Here is a 22,169-nt window from a genome sequence, read left to right on the forward strand (position 1 = left end):
TATGTTGTACTTTATAATTCCACCTGTTTTAGGTTCCTATATACATTAAGGAGGTCGATCCTATGGCCAAATTCACCATTGTGGACCAGGATACATGCATTGCTTGCGGGGCGTGCGGGGCAGCAGCGCCCGATATATATGATTATGACGATGAAGGCATCGCCTATGTCGTTTTGGATGATAACGAAGGGATGGAAGAAGTACCTGAAATATATCAAGAGGATATGGAGGATGCCTTAGAAGGTTGTCCAACAGACAGCATTAAAATCGCTGATTTCCCTTTCCACGGCGAACCGCTCAAGCATGAAGAGTGAAACACAGCCCCTTCCAATGAAGGGGCTTTCTATATGGGCTCAAAACAAGAATTCTAAAGCTTAGCAAGGCACTTGCGCTTTTGTTCTACGGATTCTAATGTTCTTTTTTTGCCATGGCTTCAAAACGGTTTTCCGCTTCCATTCGATCGATGGTGGAGAACCGGCGGTGGTTGTTACGATCGATGATGCGGTAATGCTGACTGATGAGGTTTTGTTGTAACGTAAAGTTTTCCCCACCAGCAATTGTCTGCCACCATACTTTCCCGCCCAAAGTTTTCTTTCCTGGACGTTCTACTTGTTGATGGGCGATAGTTTCAACGATTTCAACCGGCGAATCACCTAAGACGCTTTTTAAGACGTCACTCTCTTGAAAAAGTGCACAAACAGCGACAACTGTCGTCCACCCTGCCAGCGTCCTTTCCTTTTCAATTTGAACTAGTGTTTTTTTGGATAAACCTAAAACCTCGGCCATAAGGTTTTGTGTATAGCCATATTCCACGCGGATCAATTTCATTTTATCAGATATGATTTCCCTCAATTGCTCTTTATTCATCACTTATCGTCCCCTTTACTCACCCTCTTATTTTAACACGAGAAGTTATTGAATACCTATTGAAAAGAAAATCCTCCCACACGTTGGTGTGGAAGGATTTCATTACATTAACGGATAGGGTTAACTGCAGACGGAACTGGAATGGGATTATCTAAGTCATAACTAGAAAACCTGCGGACATTGATGCCTTCAAAGCTTACTTCTTCATATCCGAATTGCTTCGCTGTCGCTAATACAGCCTCGACCATTGTTAAAAGCTGCTGCTCACTCGCCCATGCTTGATGCTCGATTTGGATAGTTACCAGCCCTTCGTTCTCATTGATTGAAGAAAATTTCACGTGGTCTGGAACAGCAGGCGTTACATAAAGGCCATCACCTTTTTCTTTCATTTTAGCAAGCGCGTCTTTGAAAGAAATCGTTTGAGCTGCAGGGATAGGGACTAGGAAGCGCTCAGCTGCATCCTCATACTGATACACTTTGTAATAGTATTCTCCTTCATTGATGACTGGAAGCTCTTCCACTTCACCATAGTTCCCAAGAGAAACCGGGGCGCCGGACTCTGACTGTACCTCGATTGTCGTTACTTCATATGCTTCCAGTTCCCAGCGGATACTATCAACAATTGCTTTGGCCCATGCACTTCCGTTGACAGTGAATTGATCGGGAAAAGTGACAGTCGCCCGTTGTTCTTCCTCATTTACGTCATACTCCAATTCCTCAATCACTCTTTCTGATAACCCCATGGCTCCAAAAGGAATATTGTTGTTTGATGAAGCGGCTAGAGGAATAATCACTTCCGCATTCATCCCCGGATGAGCAACAATGGGGGCTGGTTGTTCAGATGAAGCCATGATCAGCGAATCAAGGTTTGTGCTTTCCTGTATAGCTTCACCTTCTTGGGAATCAGGTTCATCTGGTGGGACCGTCTCTTCCTCAACGGCCTCTTCATCATTTGGTTTTACTTCTTGTATCTTTGAAGATTCCTCTCCCTTATCAGAATGATCTTCCTCGTCCTCTAATAGAGCGGAATCCTGACCAGTATCTTCCTTTTCTTCTTCTGTTGAGGAGGATTCAGATGCAGCACGTTCATCATTAGATGATTCCTCCATTGTTGATGGGTTCATATTGCCGAAAAAAACAGGTATGAAGACAGCCATTAAAAGGACAACTGCAACTGAAGCTACTGTTGGTAATACCCATGGAGCCACTTTCCGTTTTTGTTTATTGAGTTTTGGTGAGATACTGCGGTACAAATCCTCTTTAGATTGTCGGTCCTCTACACGCGGGAGTTCTTTTAATAATGATTCAATCTCCTCTTCTTTACGCTTCTTCACGTTCGCCACCCCCTTTATCCTCTTGTCCCATAATCGTCTTCAAAGCTTTCATCGCCCGATGTTGAGTTGTTTTCACTTTACTTTCGCTCCACTCTAATATTTCAGCCGTTTCCTGAATCGACATTCCTTGTATGAACCGTAAAATGATGACACTTCTCTGATCTACAGTACACTCATCCAAAGCTCTGTACACCCGCTGGACCTCATCTTTCTGTACGGCAACTTCATCTGGTAATGTCTCATGGTCTCTGAGTTGTTCTCCTTTTTCACTCCAGTCAAAAAATTCCATGATTTTGTTACGTTTCCGTTTTTGCTTTCTGAAATGATCAATGGCTACATGTCTGGCAATGGAAAACAACCAGGTTTTTTCAGTGCTGCGGCCGCTGAATGATTCATAAGATTTTATGACTTTAATATATACATCTTGGACAAGATCTTCTGCGAGGTCACGATCTTTGACCATGTAGATAAGAAATTGAAAAAGGTCACGATGGTAATTTTCATAAAGTTCATCAAAGAACGATTTCAATGCTAGTACCTCCCGGGTCTCCTATATAGTCGTTTTATGTAAAGGAAAAGTTACACTATCTATCTTAATATGTGTAAAAGAAAAAGGGAACCTGCCTCTCCTGATGAAAAAGACTCAGTTCACCTAAAACAAGCGGGTGCTCGGTAGTTTGCTTTCTGAGAAGGCTGAGGCCGTGTCCCCTGAAAGCGAAGTATGTTGAGGCTACTGAAGAACTGCAACTTTCTTAGTTTTGCATCACAGAAAGGCCGGGCAGTACGATTTTATCGTTCAACTCGGGTTCTTTATTTCGATGAAACATTTATAAGTCAAAGAAAATCACTCTTTTTAGATAGGCAGCGTTGCTTCCACGAGGAGCGTTCGGTGGTGACGCCTGCGGGAACAGCGCGAGCCGAAGATCCACTTGGTCAAGTGATCTTCTTGACCAAGTTAGCTGAGGCCGTGCCCGCGGCAAGCATCCACCGACAAGCGATTCGTGAGAAGCAACAACAAACTTTAACAGTTCCTCTAGATTGAAAAGGGTTTTTCAGTGGCCTCAAGTATGTTGCCCGAGCGGCGTAAGCATTTATTGTTTCATAAAGAAAACCCGAACGAAATTTCGTTCGGGTTTCTAGCGGGAAAATTCTTTTGTCCCAGCCTTGTTTCCTATAAAATAATTTAAGATGCTTTTGATATCTCATTCCTTTTTAGGTAACGATAGAACAATGTGCCAAGGACCGGAGACAGAATAAATATGAATGCGGTATTGGAAATGGCATGATTGATATCCATTGGTAAGCCACTTAAATAATACGCCCAAAATGATTGTCCTGCTGCACGCATCGTCAAGGAAAGGACAACTCCATAAAAGAGACCACTGAAAAAACCAAAGATTGACAAGCCCCATACAGGAAGTCTGCCCCAATACTTACCCAGCATTCCTGCTGAAATTCCGATCAGAGCCCAAGCAACAATCTGCCAAATCGTCCAAAACCCCATGCCTAATACCATGTTGGAAACAATCGTCGTCAGTAAGGCAATCATGATTCCGGCAGCAGGTCCGAGCCAAAAGCCGGCAATGATGATAATAGCTGTGACAGGCTGGACATTCGGTATATTTGCCAGCGCCATTCTGCCTGCAACGGCAATGGATGCAAGCATGGCTATCAGTGTCAGTTTATAAGTGTTCATTCCTCATCATTCCCACGATTGGTAGTCAAAAACGATTTCGTCTCCTTCTTCAACTTCGTACTCATTCGCACCTACAGTCGCATCTTCCCCATTGATGGTATATATCCAAGCCATTTTTTCTTTGTCATCCCCTGCAATTCCTTCAATGCTGTTGATGTAACCTTCCGTCTGTTCAACCTCAAAGTTATCTTCCATCACTTCCATCAAGGTCGTACCTTCTTCTACAGTAATTTCTTCTTCAGCTAACATTTCTTCACCCTTATTTTTAGAAACATCGACTTGGAGTGTTACCTCCTGTGCCTCTTCTTGAGTAGCATTCGCTTCGTCCCCTTCTTCTTGTGCTCCACATCCTGCAAGCATTCCTACAGCCAATACGAACGCCAATAACATCGAATAAAGTTTATTCATTTACTACCTCTCCCTTTTACTATTACGTTTCATCGCTTTGATTAGAAAAGAGATCAGACAACCAACGTCAAGTATGTATAGAAAACGAATACCGAATCCTCTCATATGTCCAACAAAAAAAGCTCGCCCTTAATAATAAAGGACAAGCTTAAGACAAACCAGATAGGTTACATAGAACGTTTTTCTAATACCGATCGGTTGTCTCAAATGCTCAATCCCCGAAGCTTTGAAACAATGGATCAGGCAGGTCTACTGACTTGTGTCTCTTTCTACTCAGGACCCTTCCCATGCGAATGCACAGTGGATATTCCTTTTCGTCTACACTTACAGTTGCGAGGACAGTTCTGGTATTCCACCAGATTCCCTATTAGGTCTATTACAGACACCTGATTCCTCTTCATATGAAGTTCCAATCATAGAATACATGATGAGTCATAATTTAGCAACTTATTCAATTATCATTCCCTTTAGGAATACGGAAGGAAAATGTCGTACCTTCCCCTAATTTACTGTGCACACTGATCGTGCCGCCATGCGCTTCAACAATATTTTTCGCAATCGCCAGGCCAAGCCCAGTGCCTTTTTTATAATTCTTGTTCTCTCTCTTCCTGGATTTATCCGCTTTGTAAAAACGTTCAAAAACAAAAGGAAGATCTTCTTCAGCGATTCCTAATCCTGAGTCGCGGACCGAAGCCGTCCATTCTTCCATACCATCCTCGATTGCTACCCGGACCTCCCCTTCACTATCGGTATGGCGGATCGCATTATCTATTAAATTCGTGAACACTTGTTCAATCCGGTCTGGATCAAAAGACAAGTGATGTAATGAATCCTCCACTGACGATTTCAGCACGATGTTCTTGTCATTGGCAAGACCCTGGAACTTACGGATGATCCTCTGCATATAAGGACTAATCTCAGTTGATTCTATTGACAATTGGATATGACCAGCTTCCATCCGAGCCAAATCCAGCAGTTCATTGACCAACCGTCCGATACGGAGTGATTCGTCGTGAATGATTTGAGCTAGTTCGTTTTTATCCTCTTTACTCTCCGCTATGTCATCTACAATCGCTTCACTATAGCCCTGAAGCATTGAAATCGGTGTACGCAATTCATGAGATACATTAGCAATGAAATCTTTGCGCAATTTATTCAAACGTCTTTCCTCTGTCATATCCCTTAACACTGCAACAGCGCCACGAACTTTATGTTTATCATATAAAGGTGTCATGATAATCACCCATGAACGACCTTGGAGGGCTACTTCTGTCATTGATTCATGTTCTTCAGATATGACACTATTGAACAGCTCTCTTAATGGTTCTGGTAATGGAATCCGTTCTGGAACCGATGATACACCATTTTTTTCGAACTCATAAGCTTCCAAGTACTGCTGTGCAGGAGGGTTTGAAATCAGGACATCTCCTTGTCGATTCAGGGTAATGACTCCATCCGCCATCGACCTTAAAATCCCTGATAATTGCTCTTTTTCCTGATTCAAAGCGTTAATGTGGAATTTTAATTCTCTTCCCATTCTGTTGAAAGCCATGGCAAGTTCCCCGATTTCATCATGGGTGCGAATAGGGATTTTCGTGTTGAATTCCCCTTTTGCTAAATCTAATGCCCCTTCCCGCATCTTAATCAATGGGGCAGTTATCCTTGTCGAAAGGAAAAAAGCAAAAATGGTCGTCAAAATAATCGCGATACCGGCACCTAAAAAGATGATTTTCGTTGTTTGTTCAGATGTTTCTTCTATCGTGTCCAAAGACTGGTAGACGAACACGGCTCCATCTTTATTGTTTAAAGGGGTGCCGACCACCATGACACCAGTCGCATTTGTACCCATATCCGCGATTTTCTTCACGTCATCGCCTTCTTCCAACACTGACGACAGTTCTGCATCGTTTTTGAACCAATTATAATCAACCATCGGCAGGTTGGACGATTCACTCTCCGCTACGATGACATCATCCGTCCCTCGGACGATGATCGCCCTGCTGGCAGGGTCTTTGACCATGGCAGTTGTTGATAATAATAAGTCCTGCTCGCCTTCGTATCGATCGACGACGTCGGATATTTTATCAGCCGTTTGCAATAAATGTTTTTCTGCTTCAAGAATATGATAGTTTTGGAAAAATTCTAGTAACAGGATAGTCAATATGAATAAGACGAAGCATACCAAGAGAAGAATGGTAAACCAAAGCTTACCGACAACACTACGCCAGAACATCAATCACCACTTACCTCGAATTTATAGCCGATTCCCCATACAGTCACAATCATTCCTGCTGCTTCTGCAGAGACTTTACTCAATTTCTCTCTTAGTCTTTTCACATGGGTATCGACTGTCCTCAAATCACCAAAAAACTCATACTGCCACACTTCTTTCAACAGTTGTTCACGGTCAAAAACTTTATCCGGTGTTTGAGCCATGTAATTCAATAGCTCATATTCCTTCGGTGTCAAAGCGACTTCTCCTCCGTCTGCTGTCACCCGGTGGGCATCGTTATCAATCGTCATATGAGGAAATACAAGGACGTTTCGAGCTGATGTATCCGTTTCTAAAAACTTCGTAGTAGAAGACCTTCTTAAAAGAGCTTTGACTCTTAATACAACTTCTCTTGGACTGAAAGGTTTAACAATATAATCATCTGTACCCACTTCAAATCCTTGGACCCTGTTCGCTTCTTCGCCTTTAGCTGTGAGCATGATGACAGGTGTCGCTTTCTTTTCACGCAATTCTTTACAAACTTCTATGCCATCCTTACCTGGGAGCATCAAATCAAGTAAGATGACGTCGTAATCACTATGAATCGCTTTTTTCAACGCCTCTTCCCCATCTTCAGCCTCATCGATCGTGTAACCTTCTCTTTCTAAGTACATCCGGATCAACCGGCGAATGCGTTCCTCATCATCAACAACCAGCACTCTTGCTTCTTGTTCCATTGCTACCTACCTCCATACAACTGAGATTATTGTTCTGCCTATACAAAAGGGCAGGAAAGAGCCCTTAGCCCCCGCCTGCCTTTGAAATAGGTTACGCATAAGAATGTAATCCAGAAATGATTAAATTAACGGCAATCAAGTTGAACATAATGATTCCGAATCCACCCACAGCTAACCAAGCTGACTTCATACCTTGCCAGCCTCTTGATAAACGCAAGTGCAGATAAGCGGCATAAAAGAAGAATGTGATCAGTGCCCATACTTCCTTAGGATCCCAACCCCAGAAGCGGTCCCAGGCTTGTTGTGCCCAAATCATTGCAAAGATGAGAGCACCGAGTGTGAAGACAGGAAATCCGATGGCTACCGCGCGATATGAGACTTCGTCTACAAGCTCCGGATTCACTTTTTTCAACAACGGCTGGATGGCTGCAGCGACGCGCTTGCGTAAGATCAAACGGATGGCCCAATAAAGAACCAACCCACCCAAGATCGCCCATAAGAAGGTGTTCAACTTCTTAGCTGCATCCTGGCCACGCATCCATTCAGGGGCCTGGAATAATGGAGACATCGAATTTTCGGTCATCAATTCTCCGTTATAGGGTCCTGCAATGGCAGGCATCTCATAAGTGACTTCACTTGCTTCCCCTTCAATCGGTGCTTGAAAAGTCGCTTCATAATCAAGAGCACTGAAAGTAGAAGATAAAATAATGAAGGCTACCGTTGTAGCTATGACATAAATCACAAACTCAAGCCAAACCGTATGTTTGGAGCGCTTCGTTTGATCAACTTGATGGATTAAGAAAATCAGTCCTGCCACAAAACTTACTGATAAAATCCCTTGTCCCAGGGAAGCGGTTGTGACATGGATATACAACCAATGGGACTGAAGAGATGGTACGAGCGGCGAAATTTCTGTCGGGAACATGCTTGCAAAAGCGATCAACAGTACGGCAATCGGCAAGGCGAAAAGACCTAACAAATCCACCCGATAAATGAAGTAGAGTACGATAAACGCAAATACAAGCATCATCCCGAAGAATGTTGTATATTCAAACAGATTACTTACCGGTGCATGTCCACTAGCCACCCACCGTGTAAAGAAATACCCCACTTGTGAGAGGAAACCGATAACCGTGAGGGTAATCCCGATATTTCCTGCTACTTTACTTTTTCCTTTCTTCTTATCACGAATCGTGCCACCGAAGAAGAAGGTCGCAATTAAATAGATGAAAAAAGCAGCATAGAGCAAGTTGCTACTAATGGTCGTCATATCTCCCATTTTTCATCCTCCTGACATTATGATTTCATTTCATATTGATCTATAGGTGATTCTATGTTGGTTCCATCGAGCGCTTTATCTATATCCATTCTTAAAGCGTACCAGTTTTTGTTGGTATGGCCGGCAATCCAAACACCATTTTCACGTGGCTGCAACCATATACGGCGGTGGTTCCAATACATACCAATAATCACCCCGAACATAAAGATTGCTCCACCTACTGAAATAATACCTAACGTATGGTCTTTTTTCACTGTCAGACCTGTCACATCTCTTACATCAAAGTTGACCAGTCCAAGCTTGTATTGGTTGTCTTCACTTGCTGCGATATTCGCTCCAATGCCCAGAAAGCTGGTTTCAGGTTCTGATTCACCCGGCGGAAAGACGTTAAAGACGAAAGCAGGATTCCGCGGATATTTGGATACCGAAACCGGCTCTCCTTCATCCATCTCGTACTCCGGGAAATAGTTCGCAACCTCTACACGATACCCACTTTCAAGCTCATAAGAAGCTCTAGGGTTTGAAAGGTCGACAGTGAATTCGCCATAAGTTGTATCTTCATCACCCTTGTCATGAATCTTGAAGGTCATTTCATTGAATTCATTCAATTGGTAACTTGCCTGGTACAAAGCAAACTCTTCGAACTTCAAAGGATTATTCATAGTCGATGTGCCCTCTTTAATCTCTTCAAGTTCAGGCTCAGCTCCAGTCACGCCCTGGTTCTTGCGTTCATAAATGACAGCATCTGTACGGAAAGTTTTTGGAATGGCACCCGCTTGGTTCTCAAGCGCTTCCTTGAATTTCGCATCTTCCGGATTATCTTTATCATAGGTCTCCAAAGTGAAAGATTTATTTTCTATATAATACTCTCCTTCAGTACCGCTGATCAAAGCTGTTTCTCCTTCGCGGACCCAAATGAATTCATCCACGTAAAAAGCCGGAACGAATCGTAATAATGCACCAAGCAGGAAAATGATTAAACCAATATGATTGATATAAGGACCCCATCGGGAAAAACGATTTTTCTCGGCAAGCAAATGGCCATCCTGTTCATACACTTTAAAGCGCTGTTTCTTCAAGTTACTCTTGAACTTTTCAACATCCACTTCCTCAGCTTCTGTCTGTCCGAACACCCGCTGCTTCTTCATGAAAAGTTCGTGACGCTTCGGCTTTTGTTTTTTCAATGTTTTATATAAAGGAAAAAACCGGTCGATACTCGCAATTATGATGGAAATACCGATCATTGCTATCAAAAGCATGTACCACCAGGAGCTGAATAAATCATGAAAGCCAAGCTGGTAATAAATTTGACCGGCAATTCCATATTGATCCAGGTAATGTGTCGCTGGGTCAACGTTTTGCGGTATGTACATTTCCTGAGGGAAAATCGTACCAATAGCTGAAGCAACGACTGTAATGAAAATGAGAGTCACGCCGACTTTCACAGAAGAGAAAAAGTTCCAAATTTTATCGATAAACGTTCGATTATAAGTTTGGGACCGGCGTGCACTTCCATCATAGCGCATATTCAACAAAGATTTTTGATCGTTGCCATCAATATGCTGATTCTTCTCGATCGGCTTACCACATGACTCACAAAGGACCGTCCCCTCAGGATTCACATGCCCACATTCGCAGGTAATTTCGTTCATAAATAAAACCTCACAATACCAAGTAGACTCTACTCTTCAGGTGTAATGCTCTGCAAGTGACCTTCTAATTTATCTAAAGTAAGCGGTCCGATCACTTGTTCTTCAATTTCACCGTCAGGGTTAATGAATAATGTGGAAGGAATAGGTCCGATATTATAAAGATCCATGACTTGTCCTTTTTTATCTTGCAAGATTGGGAAGCTGAGATCATATTCATCGATGAACCGTTCCACAACAAGCTCCGTCGAATCTAGATTGACGGCAAGGATTTCGACACCTTTTTCTTTATACTTGGGATACAATTCTTCCATATAAGGCATTTCATCTTTACATGGACCACAATAGGTAGCCCAAAAATTCACCATTACACCTTTACCTTCTAAATCACTCAACTGCACCGTTTCTTCCGTACCGAACTTTTTCAGTTGGAAATCAGGAGCTTTTTCTCCTTGTGCAATGACGGACTGGTCATCCTTCGCGTTTGATACAAGGGCGAAAACAACTAATCCGACCATGACCGCTAACATGGCTGTGCGAAAAATTAGGCGCTTTTTTTTCTTTTGTAATGTTTTTTCCTTCATTTCATTCACTCCCAGACCATTATAACATCGATTGGAAACATTAAATTTGAACGTTATTCAACATTTTGCTCAGCAAGTTGACGTAGCTGCTTCACTTCATGTGGTTTCAACGGTCGGTAGTCACCGGCATTCATCCCTCGCAAATCCAGCGATCCATATCTTTCACGTTTCAACTTATCGACAGGAAAACCTATAGACTCGAACATCCGCCGGACCTGGCGATTCTTCCCTTCATGGAGAATCAACTGGACGATGGCCGTATTTTTCTTCGTTTCGGTGGAATTGATTTTGACATGGACAGCTTTCAAGTATTCTCCGTCTACTTTCATACCTTTTTTCAATTGCTGCAATTGTTCTTTTGTTGGTATGCCTTTGGTTTTAGCAATATATACTTTGTTCACTTCATGCTTCGGATGCATAAGCATATTCGCAAACTCTCCGTCATTTGTAAGTAAAATCAACCCAGACGTATCGTAATCCAAACGCCCGATCGGAAAAATCCGCTCTTTTACATCTGGAAGATAATCAGTTACGACTTTCCTGCCTTTATCATCACTTACGCTTGAAATGACGCCCCTCGGTTTATAAAGCAGGTAATATACAGGTTCTTCTTTATCAATTGGCACACCCTCAACTTCGACGTCATCGTTCTTGCCGACTTTCGTACCAAGTTCTGTCACAATTTCACCGTTCACTTTCACTTTCCCATCCACGATCATCGTTTCTGCTTTTCTCCGTGATGCAACACCTGCGTGGGCGATCACTTTCTGTAGTCGTTCCATATCTGCCATACGACCGTCACCAACCTTCTTATAGTACTTTCTTTGATTACATAGCAGGAAGCCACGCTCATATGACCAGCGCGGCTTGTCAGTTCATTTACATTATACACATACTTGAAACATTTGAACAAAAAAATCATCCTATCAACTAAATAGGATGAGAACAATGATTATAGAAGCTATTATACCAACTAAATCGGCTAAGAGTCCAACTTTCAAAGCATCTCCCATCCGTTTGATCCCAACCGCTCCGAAATAAACCGTAATGATATACAGTGTCGTATCCGTACTTCCCTGCATGACAGATGCGAGCTGACCTATAAACGATTCTGGCCCGAACGTCCGAATCAGTTCTGTCGTCATACTTAATGCCGCGGTGCCCGAGATCGGTCTGATAAAAGCAAGTGGGAGGATTTCCTCCGGCACTCCGATCATCGACATGAGCGGGTCAAACACTTTCAGAATGGCCCCCATCGCCCCGGAAGCTTGAAAAATAGCGATGGATACCATCATCCCCAAAAGAAAAGGAAGTAAAGAGATGGCAATTTGAATCCCTTCTTTACTTCCTTCCACAAAGACTTCATAAGAGGGGATTTTCTTCAAAGTAGCCGTGACTAATACAATAAGAATAATCGCAGGAATGAGCCATATGCTGATCATATTCGGAACGCCCGCTTCCTGCGATAATAAAAGTACCGATCAATCAATAATGCAGCACACGTAGAAATGAGAGTGGCCAAGATCGTGGCGCCTACTATTGATGTTGGATCCACTGCCCCATACTTCATCCGAATAGCTATCACAGTCGTCGGTATAAGTGTAAGGGAGGATGTATTTATCGCAAGTAATGTGATCATCGAGCGGCTCGCATGGTCAGAACCTGAAAGATTTTTCAATTCTTTCATGGCCTTCAAGCCCATAGGAGTGGCAGCATTGCCGAGACCAAACATATTTGCCGTCATATTCGACAAAATATAGCCAAGAGCAGGGTGGTTTTCTGGTATATCCGGAAAAATCCGCTTTACAACAGGACGGAAAATTTTCGCCAATCCTTTCAATAATCCTGCTTCTTCAGCTATTTTCATTAACCCTAACCAAAAAATGAGCACACCACCCAAGCTTAATGTAATCATGATCGCTTCATCCAGGGTTTCAAAAATAGCTTTGTTCACTTCTTCCATCGTTCCATTGAACGCTGCATAGATAATTCCGATGACAGCAAGCAGCGCCCATATCAGGTTGACCATGGCATCACCCCCATCATCCTGTTCAAGAAGTTTCTCACCTCGGCCAAGAATGATTGAGAAGGACGCTCGCTCCAGACAGGAGCTTCGACCACCGGCTCATTTCCAATGGTAAAGTGTGTGACACCCACTAAATTCGAGTGTCCTTCCACTTCGTCATACCTGTAAAAAGTAGCTTCCAAATCTTCTTTTTCTGAAAGAGTCAATGGGTAATAAATATCTCTCGGAAAATAATAGGTCTGTCCATTCGCCTCTACTACCCCTTCACTTTGAAGCTTGACGGTTTCGAAGTTATTAAAGCCCCACTCAAACATACGCTTATGGTCATTCCAATCATCTGAGGCATTAAGTGTGACGGCTACAAGCTCCATTCCGTCTTTTTCAGCACTTGTTACGAGAGTCCGCCCAGCTGCCTTAGTGTAGCCCGTTTTCCCGCCATTTGTGTGTTCATAATACTGAGTCAACATTTTATTTTTGTTCATCCAAGCGTAATCCCTGTTTTCAGAACGATACATTTCACTTCCTGTCACTTCACGGAATGTATCATTTTTCATTGAGTAGGTCATCAACAAGCCAAGGTCATAGGCACTTGATAAATGCGTCTCACCATCAAGGCCGTGGGGATTTTCAAAATGACTATCATTCATCCCCAGCCATTGGGCTTTTTCATTCATCATTTGGACAAAACCTTCCACACTGCCTCCTACATGTTCCGCAATCGCAACGGCCGAATCATTACCAGAACGAAGCATCAAGCCATAGACGAGGTCTTTTAAAGGTATCTTTTCTTTCTCTGTTAAATAAATGGAGGATCCTTCGGTATAAACCGCTCTTTTGCTGACCTTCACTTTTTCATCTAACATGCCGGATTCAATTGCGATGATTGCTGTCATGATTTTCGTCGTACTGGCAATTAATGTCGGATCATAAGCTTTCTTTTCATAAAGCACACGACCTGATTCTGCATCCATTAAAACCGCCCGCTCAGCGGAAACCGATATATTCGCATTGGCATAAACGCGATCATTCAAAGAGATTGGAAATAATAAAGTGAAAATCATAAAAACACAAAGACACCTTCTCAAGAGGAGTTCCTCCTATTCACATCGTTTGGTACACCTTATGCAGAAAAGTACAAGCTTATGAATATATGAAGTGTGGAACCAGCCTGAAAGACTCGACAAGCATAAGCAAAACACCACAGTGAAGCGATCCTTCTTCACGGAGGTGGATTGCTTATGTCTCGAGAGTCTGGGTGGTGGAACCGGACAAGTGAAATGTGTAGGCGCCATGGGCAGCCCCGACAAGCATAAGACAAACAACTACGTGAAGAGGGGTTTCTTCACGTAGTTGATTGATTTATGACCTCGAGAGGCTTGGCGCTACAACTGGACAATGAAGTGTGGAACCACCCTGGTAGACTATAAGAGCTCAAGCAGTTTTTTCAATCTTCCAAGACCACACAAAAAAGCTGCCCCATTGAGGAACAGCTGTCAATTAAGCAATATTTCAATTTATTCATCAGCAAAAGGATCTTCGAATTTTTCAAAAAAGAGATCCGCTTCTCCTTCTACATCATCCTGTTGCTTCAATTCTGAAAGCGGCGGAAGTTCTTCCATGGAAGTCAAACCGAAATAAATCAAGAACCCCTTGGTAGTTCCATATAATATCGGTCTGCCAATCGCATCTTTTCTACCTTTTTCTTCAATAAGCCCGCGATTGACAAGTGTTTGAATCGCCCGATCGCTTTTAACTCCCCTTAAATCATCCACTTCAACTCTAGTTATAGGTTGTTGGTAGGCAATGATCGCTAACGTTTCGAGGGCAGCTTGTGATAGTCTTGTAGATCCTGGAGTATCAAGCAATTTTTTATAATAGGAAGCATGTTCTGGTTTAGTCGTCAGATGCAGCGTCCCTTGTGACTCCATGATAGTCAGGCCTCTTCCAACTTCTTGATATTCTTCATGCATTTCATCAATCAATTGCTGGACTGTCTTCTGATCAAGTTCTAAAATGTCAGAAAGTTTCTTTCTGGTGACCCCTTCTTCTCCAGAAGCGAACAGCAGCCCTTCGATGATGGCTTTGTATTTTTCTAACTCCATGGCGCATCCTCCATCTTAAACACGATTAGTTCGTCGAAATGTTGTTGTTGCACACATACGATGTCATTGCTTTTCATAAGTTCTAACAAAGCGATGAAGGTGACGACAATATGTGGCCGTGTCCGTTTTTCAAATAGTTGGTGAAATGGAGTCCCTCCGGTTTGTACATCGATTCTCCCGAGAATTTCCTCCATCCTCATTTGGATCGGTATTTCATCCCGTTGGATTTTTGCTTCTTGAGGGGTCTCTTTCTTACTTCTCTTCATCAAGTTCCCCATCGCTTGAATCATGTCATAGATGGAAGCTTCACCAGGGCGGATTTCCGGCTCTTCTTCCTCCCAATCTTCTGTATTAAGAGGAGGACGTGTATATATCCGGTTCGCATCCAATTCTTTTTCTTTCAATTCTTCTGCCGCTTGTTTATATTTCCGATATTCGATCAGGCGACGCATCAGGTCTTCTCTAGGGTCTTCGTCCAATTCATCTTCACTCATATCATCTTCCAGATTCGAGTTTGGGAGCAGCATTTGGCTTTTCATGGCAAGCAGTGTTGCTGCCATCACTAAATATTCACTAGCAAGATCCAACTCCAACTCCTGCATGGTATGAATATAGTGCATGTATTGGTCTGTGATTTGAGATACTGGAATATCATGGATTTCAATTTCATATCTGTTGATTAAATGTAAAAGAAGATCTAACGGCCCTTCGAAACCATCCACTTTCACTTGGTAGCTTTTTGTCATATCATTCTTCCTTTACGTTCAGTACTTCTCTCTAATGGTATCAGAAAACATCTTTCTCAAACAGATGTGGTTCGTCGCAGTCCCCTTGTCTCCCAGGCATCTATTCTTATAGAATAGATGGAGAAGTGGAGGTTTATTTATGTATCCAACAGTCTATATCGAGTATTTAGCCCATTTTCACGGGACGCGCGATTACTTTGAATGTCACGAGGTCCTTGAAGAATATTGGAAAGAGGTCGATCCCAAAAACAGAAATTCTGTATGGGTGCTTCTAATCCAAATAGCTGTTTCGATGTACCATGATCGCAGAGGGAATCAAAAAGGAGCACGGATCCTTCTGAATCGCTGCCTTCACAAATTCCCGGAAAATCATATCAAACTTAAGAATCTCGGCCTGGACCCGGAACATCTTTTAGATCAGTTACACAAAACTGACGAGCGTTTGAAAAAGGGAGAATCATATACCAGTTGGAATTTCCCGATCATAGATTTGCAGTTAAGGCAGGAAGTCCATTCACTTTGTCAAAAGTGGCAGGTAGCTTACGGAGCCCCAAGTGATATGTCAGATGATTGGCTCGTATGGAAGCACAAGCTCAGGAACCGTGAATAGAATCAACCGAAACTTAGAAACCATAAATAAAGGAGGTGTCACGAGTGGACACCTCCTTTTTAGATTTGTGATGACGCACTTTCTTCATCACACTTTTCTACAAAAGATTCTGTAGCTACATCCGCACAAACTCGGAATTCATCGCCAAAATGGGTCCTCATCCGCTGAATCATCTGTTTACCTATCCCTGAATTGCGGTGGGATGGATTGACAGAAACGTGTTGGATGATCACTTCATCGCCTTCTACACGGACGCCGATGGCCCCCAATATGTCTACTTCTTTCCACAGGAAGAGACTCCAATCAGGATTGAAATCATACTCCTTGATGATATCCTGAAGTGTTTTGACATCTGATACTTCAGGCATGAAAGATAGCAAACCCATCGCAATCTTTTCAAATGATTTTTTATATCGAATTAACATAATAACCCCTCAATATGAAAATAACTTTCCTAGGATCCAAAGAGATCTTCGGTATAAATCTTCGATCATTAAAAATAATCGTTTAAACAAGTGTTACTTTCAATTTTGTCCATCTCGTCACAGTATTTACATGACAATTCCAAACCAGTAGTACAAACCCCATCCTAAACTGAAGACCGCCAAGATAGTGAATAATGTCCAATTTTTCTTTTTCATCTATAGTTCCCCCGGTTCAAGGTGGTTTCTTTCCCCGTTTCATAGAATATAGGAATGTCAGCCATTATTCAACCCTATCCTTTCTATGCTTGAGCCACTGGAGGAGAAGGTACCCATCAGACCTTCTCCCACGGAAGGAAAAAGGGACGATATTTACTACTGCTAAGTATAGATTAAAAAGGAAGAAAAGTGACAAATAATCGTTCACTCGCGTCCAAAAGATGAAAAATAACAACAATGAAACCACAGCGTTGAGCAAAGGACCGCCTCCGCTGATCCAAGCTTTCTGCCATGGAGAAAACTGCTTTTGTCTCTCATTGATAGAATAAGCTCCTTGAAAAAACAACAGGCCCACTTTGATATGCAGTTTCTTAAACTTCACCTGATGGATCAATCGACCTCGCCCAAGATGGATAACACACCTTTGAGAGCGAAAGAGCAACCCCGGTAATACATGTCCGAGTTCATGAACGAATAAACTAAGAGGAGCCACTAAGAAAATCAATACTAGAATCGTGACAATCATATTAATCCTTTGTCAAGGACGATTACTTTTCTTCTACTCTCACTTTTTGCATCATATCTCCAACACGGACACGATCAACGCTGTCTACTCCTTCAATCACTTTCCCAAATACTGTGTGCCGACCATCCAGGTGCGGCTGCGGAGAATGACAAACGAAGAACTGACTTCCACCGGTATCTTTTCCGGCGTGAGCCATAGACAGAGTTCCCCGTTCATGTTTATGTGGGTTCCCTTCTGTTTCGCATTTGATCGTATATCCCGGGCCGCCTGCGCCTGTTCCATCTGGGCAGCCTCCTTGAATGACGAAATCAGGGATGACACGGTGGAAAGTCAAACCATCATAAAATTCATCATTTGCTAGTTTTTCAAAATTCGCTACTGTATTAGGTGCTGCCTCATCATAAAGTTCAATCACCATTTTTTCCCCGTTTTCAAATTGAATCGTTGCTTGTTTCATTTCTCATACCCCTCTCATTTTTCATAGGATAAATCAAGTCTTGTCATTTCCTGATAACTCTCTCTTCGCACTACCAATTGGTGCAGTCCGTTTTCAACGAACACAACTGCAGCTTTTTGAAAGCGGTTGTAATTGTTTGCCATAGCATAACCATACGCTCCAGTGCTGAAAACTGCAAGTCTATCCCCGTGCTCTACTTTCGGTAGTGCCACATCCCATATTAGCATATCTCCAGATTCACAGCACTTTCCAGCTATCGAGTATTCTTTTTCCTCTGATTCGTGCATTTTATCAACGAGTGCTGCTTCATATTTCGCCTGGTACAAAGCTGGACGGATATTGTCTGTCATCCCTCCATCAACAGAAACATATGTGCGCACATCCGGGATATCTTTAATCGAACCGATGGTATAAATCGTCGTTCCCGCTTCTCCGACTATCGCCCTCCCTGGCTCAATCCAGATTTCAGGCATAGGATATCCGTAATGCTCTGATAAACCCTTCACTTCTTCAATCAATGCATAAGCATATTGATCCAGGTCCAAAGGTTGATCTTCCTTTGTATATTGAATTCCGAACCCTCCGCCCAAGTTAAGGACGTCAGCCGTATATTCGAACCTGTCCTTCCATTCTTTCAAGGTAGTGAACAGTTTACGTGTCGCCATTTCAAATCCGCTCGTCTCAAATATTTGGGAGCCGATATGACAATGCAGGCCAAGCAGCCGGATACGTTTATGGTCTTCAACTTTCATAAATGCTTCTTCTGCTTGTCCACTGGTTAAGTCGAAACCGAACTTTGAATCTTCCTGTCCTGTAAGGATGTAATCATGTGTGTGAGCTTCGATTCCCGGAGTGACTCGTAAGAGCACGTCCATGTCACGGTCTTGATCGTCCAGAATATTACTAAGTAATTCGATTTCATAAAAATTGTCTACTACAATACATCCAATTCCATGTTCCACGGCCATCTCCAATTCGCGGACGCTTTTATTATTGCCGTGCATGTGAATTTTTCCGACTGGGAAGCCAGCTTCCAGCGCTGTGTGCAGTTCCCCTTCTGAAACGACATCCAGACTTAGTCCCTCTTGATGGGCAACTTGCAAAATTGCAACAGAAGAAAAAGCTTTGCTTGCATAGGCGACTTGTGCTGGCACATCATTTTCATGAAACGTACGGACAAATGCTCTGGCTTTTTTTCTGATTTTTTCAACATCGTACACATATAAAGGTGTCCCATAATGATCGGCAAGTTCTTTTGCAGATACTTGTCCAATCATAAGTTGACCTTGTTCGTTCACCTCATGGTTCATCGTACCCCGCCTTTATGTCCGGAATCCGGTAGAATTTAGAAATAGAAAATGCCCCTTGTAAATCAAAGGACATTTGTAATTTATTTTAATTTATCACATTGGTAAAGTAGGGGCAATAAGATTAATTTTGGCGATGGTTATTTTGCGGGTGAACAACACTCGGACGGAATTTCAAGGAAGGCATACTCAAACGCAGCAGAATTTGCACTGCAGCCTTAGCATTGAAAGGCATGAACGGCCATAAGTAGGGGGTGTTCAGAGACTTCGTGCTCGCAAGCAGCAGAACATAGGCAAGGAATCCGACCATGAATCCTTTAATACCGAATATAGCAACAAAGATGACAAAAAGGACGCGAGCCATTTTATTCGCTACTGACAATTCATAACTCGGGGTAGAATAGGATCCGATAGCACTGACAGCCACATATAAAATTACTTCAGGTACGAACATACCAACATCAATGGCAATCTGCCCGATAAGAACAGCGGCAATCAAGCCCATCGCGGTCGAGAGCGGTGTCGGCGTATGAATGGCAGCGATCCTCAACATCTCTAACCCTAAATCAGCAAGTAAAATCTGATAAATGATCGGAATGCTGCTCTCTTCATTAGGCCCTATAAACGAAAGGTTTGGGGGTAAAAGGTCTGGCTGCATGACGAAAAGCATCCATAATGGTAGTAAAAAAACAGAAGCAAATATTCCAAAGAACCTCACCCAGCGAACAAACGTCCCTACAGGTGGGGATTGACGGAATTCTTCAGCATGCTGGACGTGATGAAAATAGGTAGTAGGAGTAATGATCATACTTGGCGAGGTATCCACCATGATGAGCACATGACCTTCAAATAAGTGCGCAGCAGCAACATCCGGCCTCTCCGTGTATCGGACCAGCGGGAACGGGTTCCTCCCTTGATTGACAAGAAATTCCTCTAATGTCTTATCAGCCATAGAAAGTCCATCAATGTCGATTTTCTTTATTTCTTCTTTTATTAATTTAACAAGACCCGGGTCAGCGACATCCTGAATATAGGATAGACAAACATCTGTCTTTGAACGCTTCCCGACCTGCATAATTTCATGTCGTAAACGTTCGTCACGAATTCTTCTTCTTGTCAGTGCGGTATTTTCAATAATGTTTTCTGTATAACCATCGCGGGCACCTCTGATGACTTTCTCCGTGTCCGGTTCCTGCGGGGTACGGCCTGGATAGGCACGCACATCGACGATAAAGACTTCTGTTTCACCTTCAATGAAAATAGCAATAAGGCCTGATAAAACTTGAGTGATCACTTTTTCCATATTACTGACGACTTCCACTTGTTGATGGGGGATGTCATCTTTGATTTGCTGGAATACAGATGTCACTTCTTCCGTCGTATCGTTCATCTCAAACAACTGGCGCATCACTTCAACGATAACCGGTGTTTCGACTAGACCTGTTACATAATAGACGTTCACCTCATGATCGAGAATTTTCAGTGTACGGAAGCCGATGTCGAACGATGCATCCACTCCAATTCGATCATTCATCACTTTTCTATTCTGTTCCAACTTCATTACGATTGGTGTTTCCTTTTCTTTAGGCATTGTCCTCCACTCCTTGCTTACTCTTTATCCTTTCGGCTTGAATAAAACAGCCACGATAAAGCCGAATAAAATGGCCGATGCAATACCGGCAGACGTCAATTCAAATATCCCAATGGCTACACCGATGATTCCGTGTTCATCCGCCTGTTCCATCGCTCCATGTAACAAAGAGTGTCCAAAGCTCGTAATCGGTACGGTCGCCCCTGCTCCTGCAAACTCAATCAGATTGTCATAAAGGTCGAACGCATCCAGGACTGCTCCTGCTACGACAAATGATGACATTACATGTGCGGGGGTCAATTTAAAAACATCCATTAAAAGTTGTCCGATGACACAAATCAGTCCTCCTACAATGAACGCCCATAAAAAGGTCATGACTGCGTCTCTCCTTTCGTTAAAACGACCGCATGCGCAATTCCCGGAATCGATTCTTTCTGTTGAATCATCATCGGACTCATCAATGCGCCTGTCGCCACTACTAGAACCCGTTTGTATTTGCCTTCTTTTAAATCTTGAACGAGCTTTCCGTAAGTGACTACAGCAGAACAGGCACAACCGCTCCCTCCGGCGAATACAGGTTGATCACTATGGTAGACCAATAAACCACAATCCTTGTGAACCTCGCTGATATCATACCCGTCCTGCTTCATCATATCTCTGAGAATCGGTGTCCCGACTGATGATAAATCTCCTGTAGCAATGACATCATAGTCGGCAGGTACACGTCCCATATCTTCTAAATGAGTTTTGATTGTATCCCATGCTGCAGGAGCCATAGCTGTCCCCATGTCGAAAGGGTCTTTGATGCTATAGTCCAACACTTTCCCAATCGTCGCTGCTTCAATTTGAATCGGGGAAGGCTCTTTGGAAATAAGAGCAGCCCCGCTTCCGGTAACAGTAAATGTTGCTGTGCTAGGTTTCTGCCCTCCATACTCAGTTGGGTAACGGAATTGCCTTTCCGCTGTACAATTGTGGGAACTTACAGCGACTAACGTTTGTTTAGCATAGCCTGATGAAACAAGTGCAGCCCCTGTCGCAAGTGTCTCCATACTAGTCGAACATGCGCCGAACATTCCAAGAACCGGCATACCAAGTTGACGAGCCACATAATTCCCAGTCACGTTTTGATTAAGCAGGTCCCCAGCCAGGAACAAATCAACATTCGATTGATCCACACCTGCTTTTTGCAGGCATGTATGGACGGCATCGATCATCAATTTCCTTTCTGCTAATTCCCAGTTCGATTCACCACAATGCAGCTCTTCATGAATGATGTCATACGTATCTTTAAGTGGTCCTTCACCCTCCATGGGACCGACCACTGTACCTGTCGACTGTAAATATACCGGGGTAGTAAAAGACCACGTTTGTTTTCCTATTTTAGCCATGTTGTATTC

Annotated in this window: 26 protein-coding genes and 1 riboswitch; of the genes, 3 read left to right on the forward strand and 23 right to left on the reverse strand. The window is 43.0% G+C overall.

Going from position 1 to position 22,169, the window contains the following annotated elements:
• The first annotated feature begins 62 nt into the window (after window positions 1-62).
• Entirely contained in the window at window positions 63-314 is a 252-nt protein-coding gene (locus tag ACTWPX_RS05330; protein ID WP_443118800.1) for a ferredoxin, read from the forward strand.
• A 94-nt stretch (window positions 315-408) separates the two neighbouring features.
• Here ACTWPX_RS05330 and ACTWPX_RS05335 read toward each other — a convergent pair whose 3' ends face one another.
• The 3 genes from ACTWPX_RS05335 to sigX form a co-directional block, all read right to left on the reverse strand.
• Window positions 409-867, reverse strand: coding sequence for a helix-turn-helix transcriptional regulator (locus tag ACTWPX_RS05335; protein WP_443118801.1), 459 nt, complete (start codon window positions 865-867; stop codon window positions 409-411).
• A 107-nt stretch (window positions 868-974) separates the two neighbouring features.
• Window positions 975-2,201, reverse strand: a complete 1,227-nt coding sequence (locus tag ACTWPX_RS05340) for a hypothetical protein (RefSeq protein WP_443118802.1) — start codon at window positions 2,199-2,201, stop codon at window positions 975-977.
• On the reverse strand, window positions 2,188-2,730 hold the full coding sequence (gene sigX / locus ACTWPX_RS05345; protein WP_443118803.1) for an RNA polymerase sigma factor SigX: 543 nt from the start codon (window positions 2,728-2,730) through the stop codon (window positions 2,188-2,190). Before sigX ends, ACTWPX_RS05340 begins: the two co-directional genes overlap by 14 nt.
• A gap of 360 nt (window positions 2,731-3,090) precedes the next feature.
• On the opposite strand from sigX, the gene ACTWPX_RS05350 reads away from it, so the two are divergent.
• Window positions 3,091-3,243 (forward strand): hypothetical protein, encoded by a 153-nt coding sequence (locus tag ACTWPX_RS05350; RefSeq protein WP_281975757.1) that lies wholly within the window; start codon window positions 3,091-3,093, stop codon window positions 3,241-3,243.
• Window positions 3,244-3,384: 141 nt separating this feature from the next.
• Here ACTWPX_RS05350 and ACTWPX_RS05355 read toward each other — a convergent pair whose 3' ends face one another.
• The 13 genes from ACTWPX_RS05355 to ACTWPX_RS05415 all read right to left on the reverse strand — a co-directional run bounded on the left by ACTWPX_RS05355 (window position 3,385) and on the right by ACTWPX_RS05415 (window position 15,640).
• Window positions 3,385-3,897 (reverse strand): ECF transporter S component, encoded by a 513-nt coding sequence (locus tag ACTWPX_RS05355; RefSeq protein ID WP_443118804.1) that lies wholly within the window; start codon window positions 3,895-3,897, stop codon window positions 3,385-3,387.
• A 6-nt stretch (window positions 3,898-3,903) separates the two neighbouring features.
• Entirely contained in the window at window positions 3,904-4,305 is a 402-nt protein-coding gene (locus ACTWPX_RS05360; RefSeq protein WP_128522502.1) for a DUF4430 domain-containing protein, read from the reverse strand.
• Between the two features lie 225 nt (window positions 4,306-4,530).
• Window positions 4,531-4,710, reverse strand: a riboswitch (cobalamin riboswitch).
• A 46-nt stretch (window positions 4,711-4,756) separates the two neighbouring features.
• A complete protein-coding gene (locus ACTWPX_RS05365) occupies window positions 4,757-6,538 on the reverse strand; it encodes an ATP-binding protein (protein ID WP_443118805.1) in 1,782 nt (593 codons plus the stop codon).
• The gene (locus tag ACTWPX_RS05370; RefSeq protein ID WP_281975458.1) at window positions 6,538-7,254 is read right to left on the reverse strand and encodes a response regulator transcription factor; all 717 of its coding nucleotides are present in this window, start codon (window positions 7,252-7,254) and stop codon (window positions 6,538-6,540) included. The genes ACTWPX_RS05365 and ACTWPX_RS05370 overlap by 1 nt, the downstream gene beginning before the upstream one ends.
• A gap of 91 nt (window positions 7,255-7,345) precedes the next feature.
• Window positions 7,346-8,533: a c-type cytochrome biogenesis protein CcsB gene (gene ccsB, locus ACTWPX_RS05375; protein ID WP_443118806.1), complete on the reverse strand. Its 1,188-nt coding sequence runs from the start codon at window positions 8,531-8,533 to the stop codon at window positions 7,346-7,348.
• Between the two features lie 17 nt (window positions 8,534-8,550).
• Entirely contained in the window at window positions 8,551-10,185 is a 1,635-nt protein-coding gene (gene resB / locus ACTWPX_RS05380; protein ID WP_443118807.1) for a cytochrome c biogenesis protein ResB, read from the reverse strand.
• Window positions 10,186-10,214: 29 nt separating this feature from the next.
• Window positions 10,215-10,766, reverse strand: coding sequence for a thiol-disulfide oxidoreductase ResA (resA, locus tag ACTWPX_RS05385; RefSeq protein ID WP_128522498.1), 552 nt, complete (start codon window positions 10,764-10,766; stop codon window positions 10,215-10,217).
• 53 nt (window positions 10,767-10,819) lie between these two features.
• Window positions 10,820-11,548: a pseudouridine synthase gene (locus ACTWPX_RS05390; RefSeq protein ID WP_128526770.1), complete on the reverse strand. Its 729-nt coding sequence runs from the start codon at window positions 11,546-11,548 to the stop codon at window positions 10,820-10,822.
• Between the two features lie 144 nt (window positions 11,549-11,692).
• The gene (locus ACTWPX_RS05395) at window positions 11,693-12,208 is read right to left on the reverse strand and encodes a spore maturation protein (RefSeq protein WP_128522497.1); all 516 of its coding nucleotides are present in this window, start codon (window positions 12,206-12,208) and stop codon (window positions 11,693-11,695) included.
• Window positions 12,205-12,795, reverse strand: a complete 591-nt coding sequence (locus ACTWPX_RS05400) for a nucleoside recognition domain-containing protein (RefSeq protein ID WP_443118808.1) — start codon at window positions 12,793-12,795, stop codon at window positions 12,205-12,207. The genes ACTWPX_RS05395 and ACTWPX_RS05400 overlap by 4 nt, the downstream gene beginning before the upstream one ends.
• Window positions 12,783-13,853, reverse strand: coding sequence for a D-alanyl-D-alanine carboxypeptidase family protein (locus ACTWPX_RS05405; RefSeq protein WP_432613169.1), 1,071 nt, complete (start codon window positions 13,851-13,853; stop codon window positions 12,783-12,785). Before ACTWPX_RS05405 ends, ACTWPX_RS05400 begins: the two co-directional genes overlap by 13 nt.
• 453 nt (window positions 13,854-14,306) lie before the next feature.
• Window positions 14,307-14,894 carry an SMC-Scp complex subunit ScpB gene (gene scpB / locus ACTWPX_RS05410; protein ID WP_128522495.1) on the reverse strand — a complete coding sequence of 196 codons (588 nt, stop codon included), beginning with the start codon at window positions 14,892-14,894 and terminating at the stop codon, window positions 14,307-14,309.
• Window positions 14,885-15,640 (reverse strand): segregation/condensation protein A, encoded by a 756-nt coding sequence (locus ACTWPX_RS05415; protein ID WP_128522494.1) that lies wholly within the window; start codon window positions 15,638-15,640, stop codon window positions 14,885-14,887. Before ACTWPX_RS05415 ends, scpB begins: the two co-directional genes overlap by 10 nt.
• A 139-nt stretch (window positions 15,641-15,779) precedes the next feature.
• On the opposite strand from ACTWPX_RS05415, the gene ACTWPX_RS05420 reads away from it, so the two are divergent.
• On the forward strand, window positions 15,780-16,250 hold the full coding sequence (locus ACTWPX_RS05420) for a DUF309 domain-containing protein (protein ID WP_443118809.1): 471 nt from the start codon (window positions 15,780-15,782) through the stop codon (window positions 16,248-16,250).
• Window positions 16,251-16,309: 59 nt separating this feature from the next.
• Here ACTWPX_RS05420 and ACTWPX_RS05425 read toward each other — a convergent pair whose 3' ends face one another.
• From ACTWPX_RS05425 to spoVAD, 7 genes are all read right to left on the reverse strand, one after another.
• Complete coding sequence (locus ACTWPX_RS05425) at window positions 16,310-16,675, reverse strand: GNAT family N-acetyltransferase (RefSeq protein WP_443118810.1); 366 nt, start codon at window positions 16,673-16,675, stop codon at window positions 16,310-16,312.
• A 280-nt stretch (window positions 16,676-16,955) separates the two neighbouring features.
• Window positions 16,956-17,417, reverse strand: a complete 462-nt coding sequence (locus ACTWPX_RS05430) for a site-2 protease family protein (RefSeq protein WP_443118811.1) — start codon at window positions 17,415-17,417, stop codon at window positions 16,956-16,958.
• A gap of 22 nt (window positions 17,418-17,439) precedes the next feature.
• The gene (locus ACTWPX_RS05435; RefSeq protein ID WP_128522491.1) at window positions 17,440-17,874 is read right to left on the reverse strand and encodes a peptidylprolyl isomerase; all 435 of its coding nucleotides are present in this window, start codon (window positions 17,872-17,874) and stop codon (window positions 17,440-17,442) included.
• A gap of 14 nt (window positions 17,875-17,888) precedes the next feature.
• Complete coding sequence (lysA, locus tag ACTWPX_RS05440; RefSeq protein WP_443118812.1) at window positions 17,889-19,184, reverse strand: diaminopimelate decarboxylase; 1,296 nt, start codon at window positions 19,182-19,184, stop codon at window positions 17,889-17,891.
• Window positions 19,185-19,305: 121 nt separating this feature from the next.
• Window positions 19,306-20,772, reverse strand: a complete 1,467-nt coding sequence (locus ACTWPX_RS05445; RefSeq protein WP_443118813.1) for a spore germination protein — start codon at window positions 20,770-20,772, stop codon at window positions 19,306-19,308.
• Between the two features lie 24 nt (window positions 20,773-20,796).
• On the reverse strand, window positions 20,797-21,147 hold the full coding sequence (gene spoVAE, locus ACTWPX_RS05450) for a stage V sporulation protein AE (RefSeq protein WP_128522488.1): 351 nt from the start codon (window positions 21,145-21,147) through the stop codon (window positions 20,797-20,799).
• Window positions 21,144-22,160: a stage V sporulation protein AD gene (gene spoVAD, locus ACTWPX_RS05455; RefSeq protein WP_443118814.1), complete on the reverse strand. Its 1,017-nt coding sequence runs from the start codon at window positions 22,158-22,160 to the stop codon at window positions 21,144-21,146. The genes spoVAE and spoVAD overlap by 4 nt, the downstream gene beginning before the upstream one ends.
• Window positions 22,161-22,169 lie beyond the last annotated feature (9 nt).

It is taken from the genome of Halobacillus sp. H74, assembly GCF_052246715.1.
In the GTDB taxonomy this organism is placed as follows: domain Bacteria; phylum Bacillota; class Bacilli; order Bacillales; family Halobacillaceae; genus Halobacillus; species Halobacillus litoralis_A.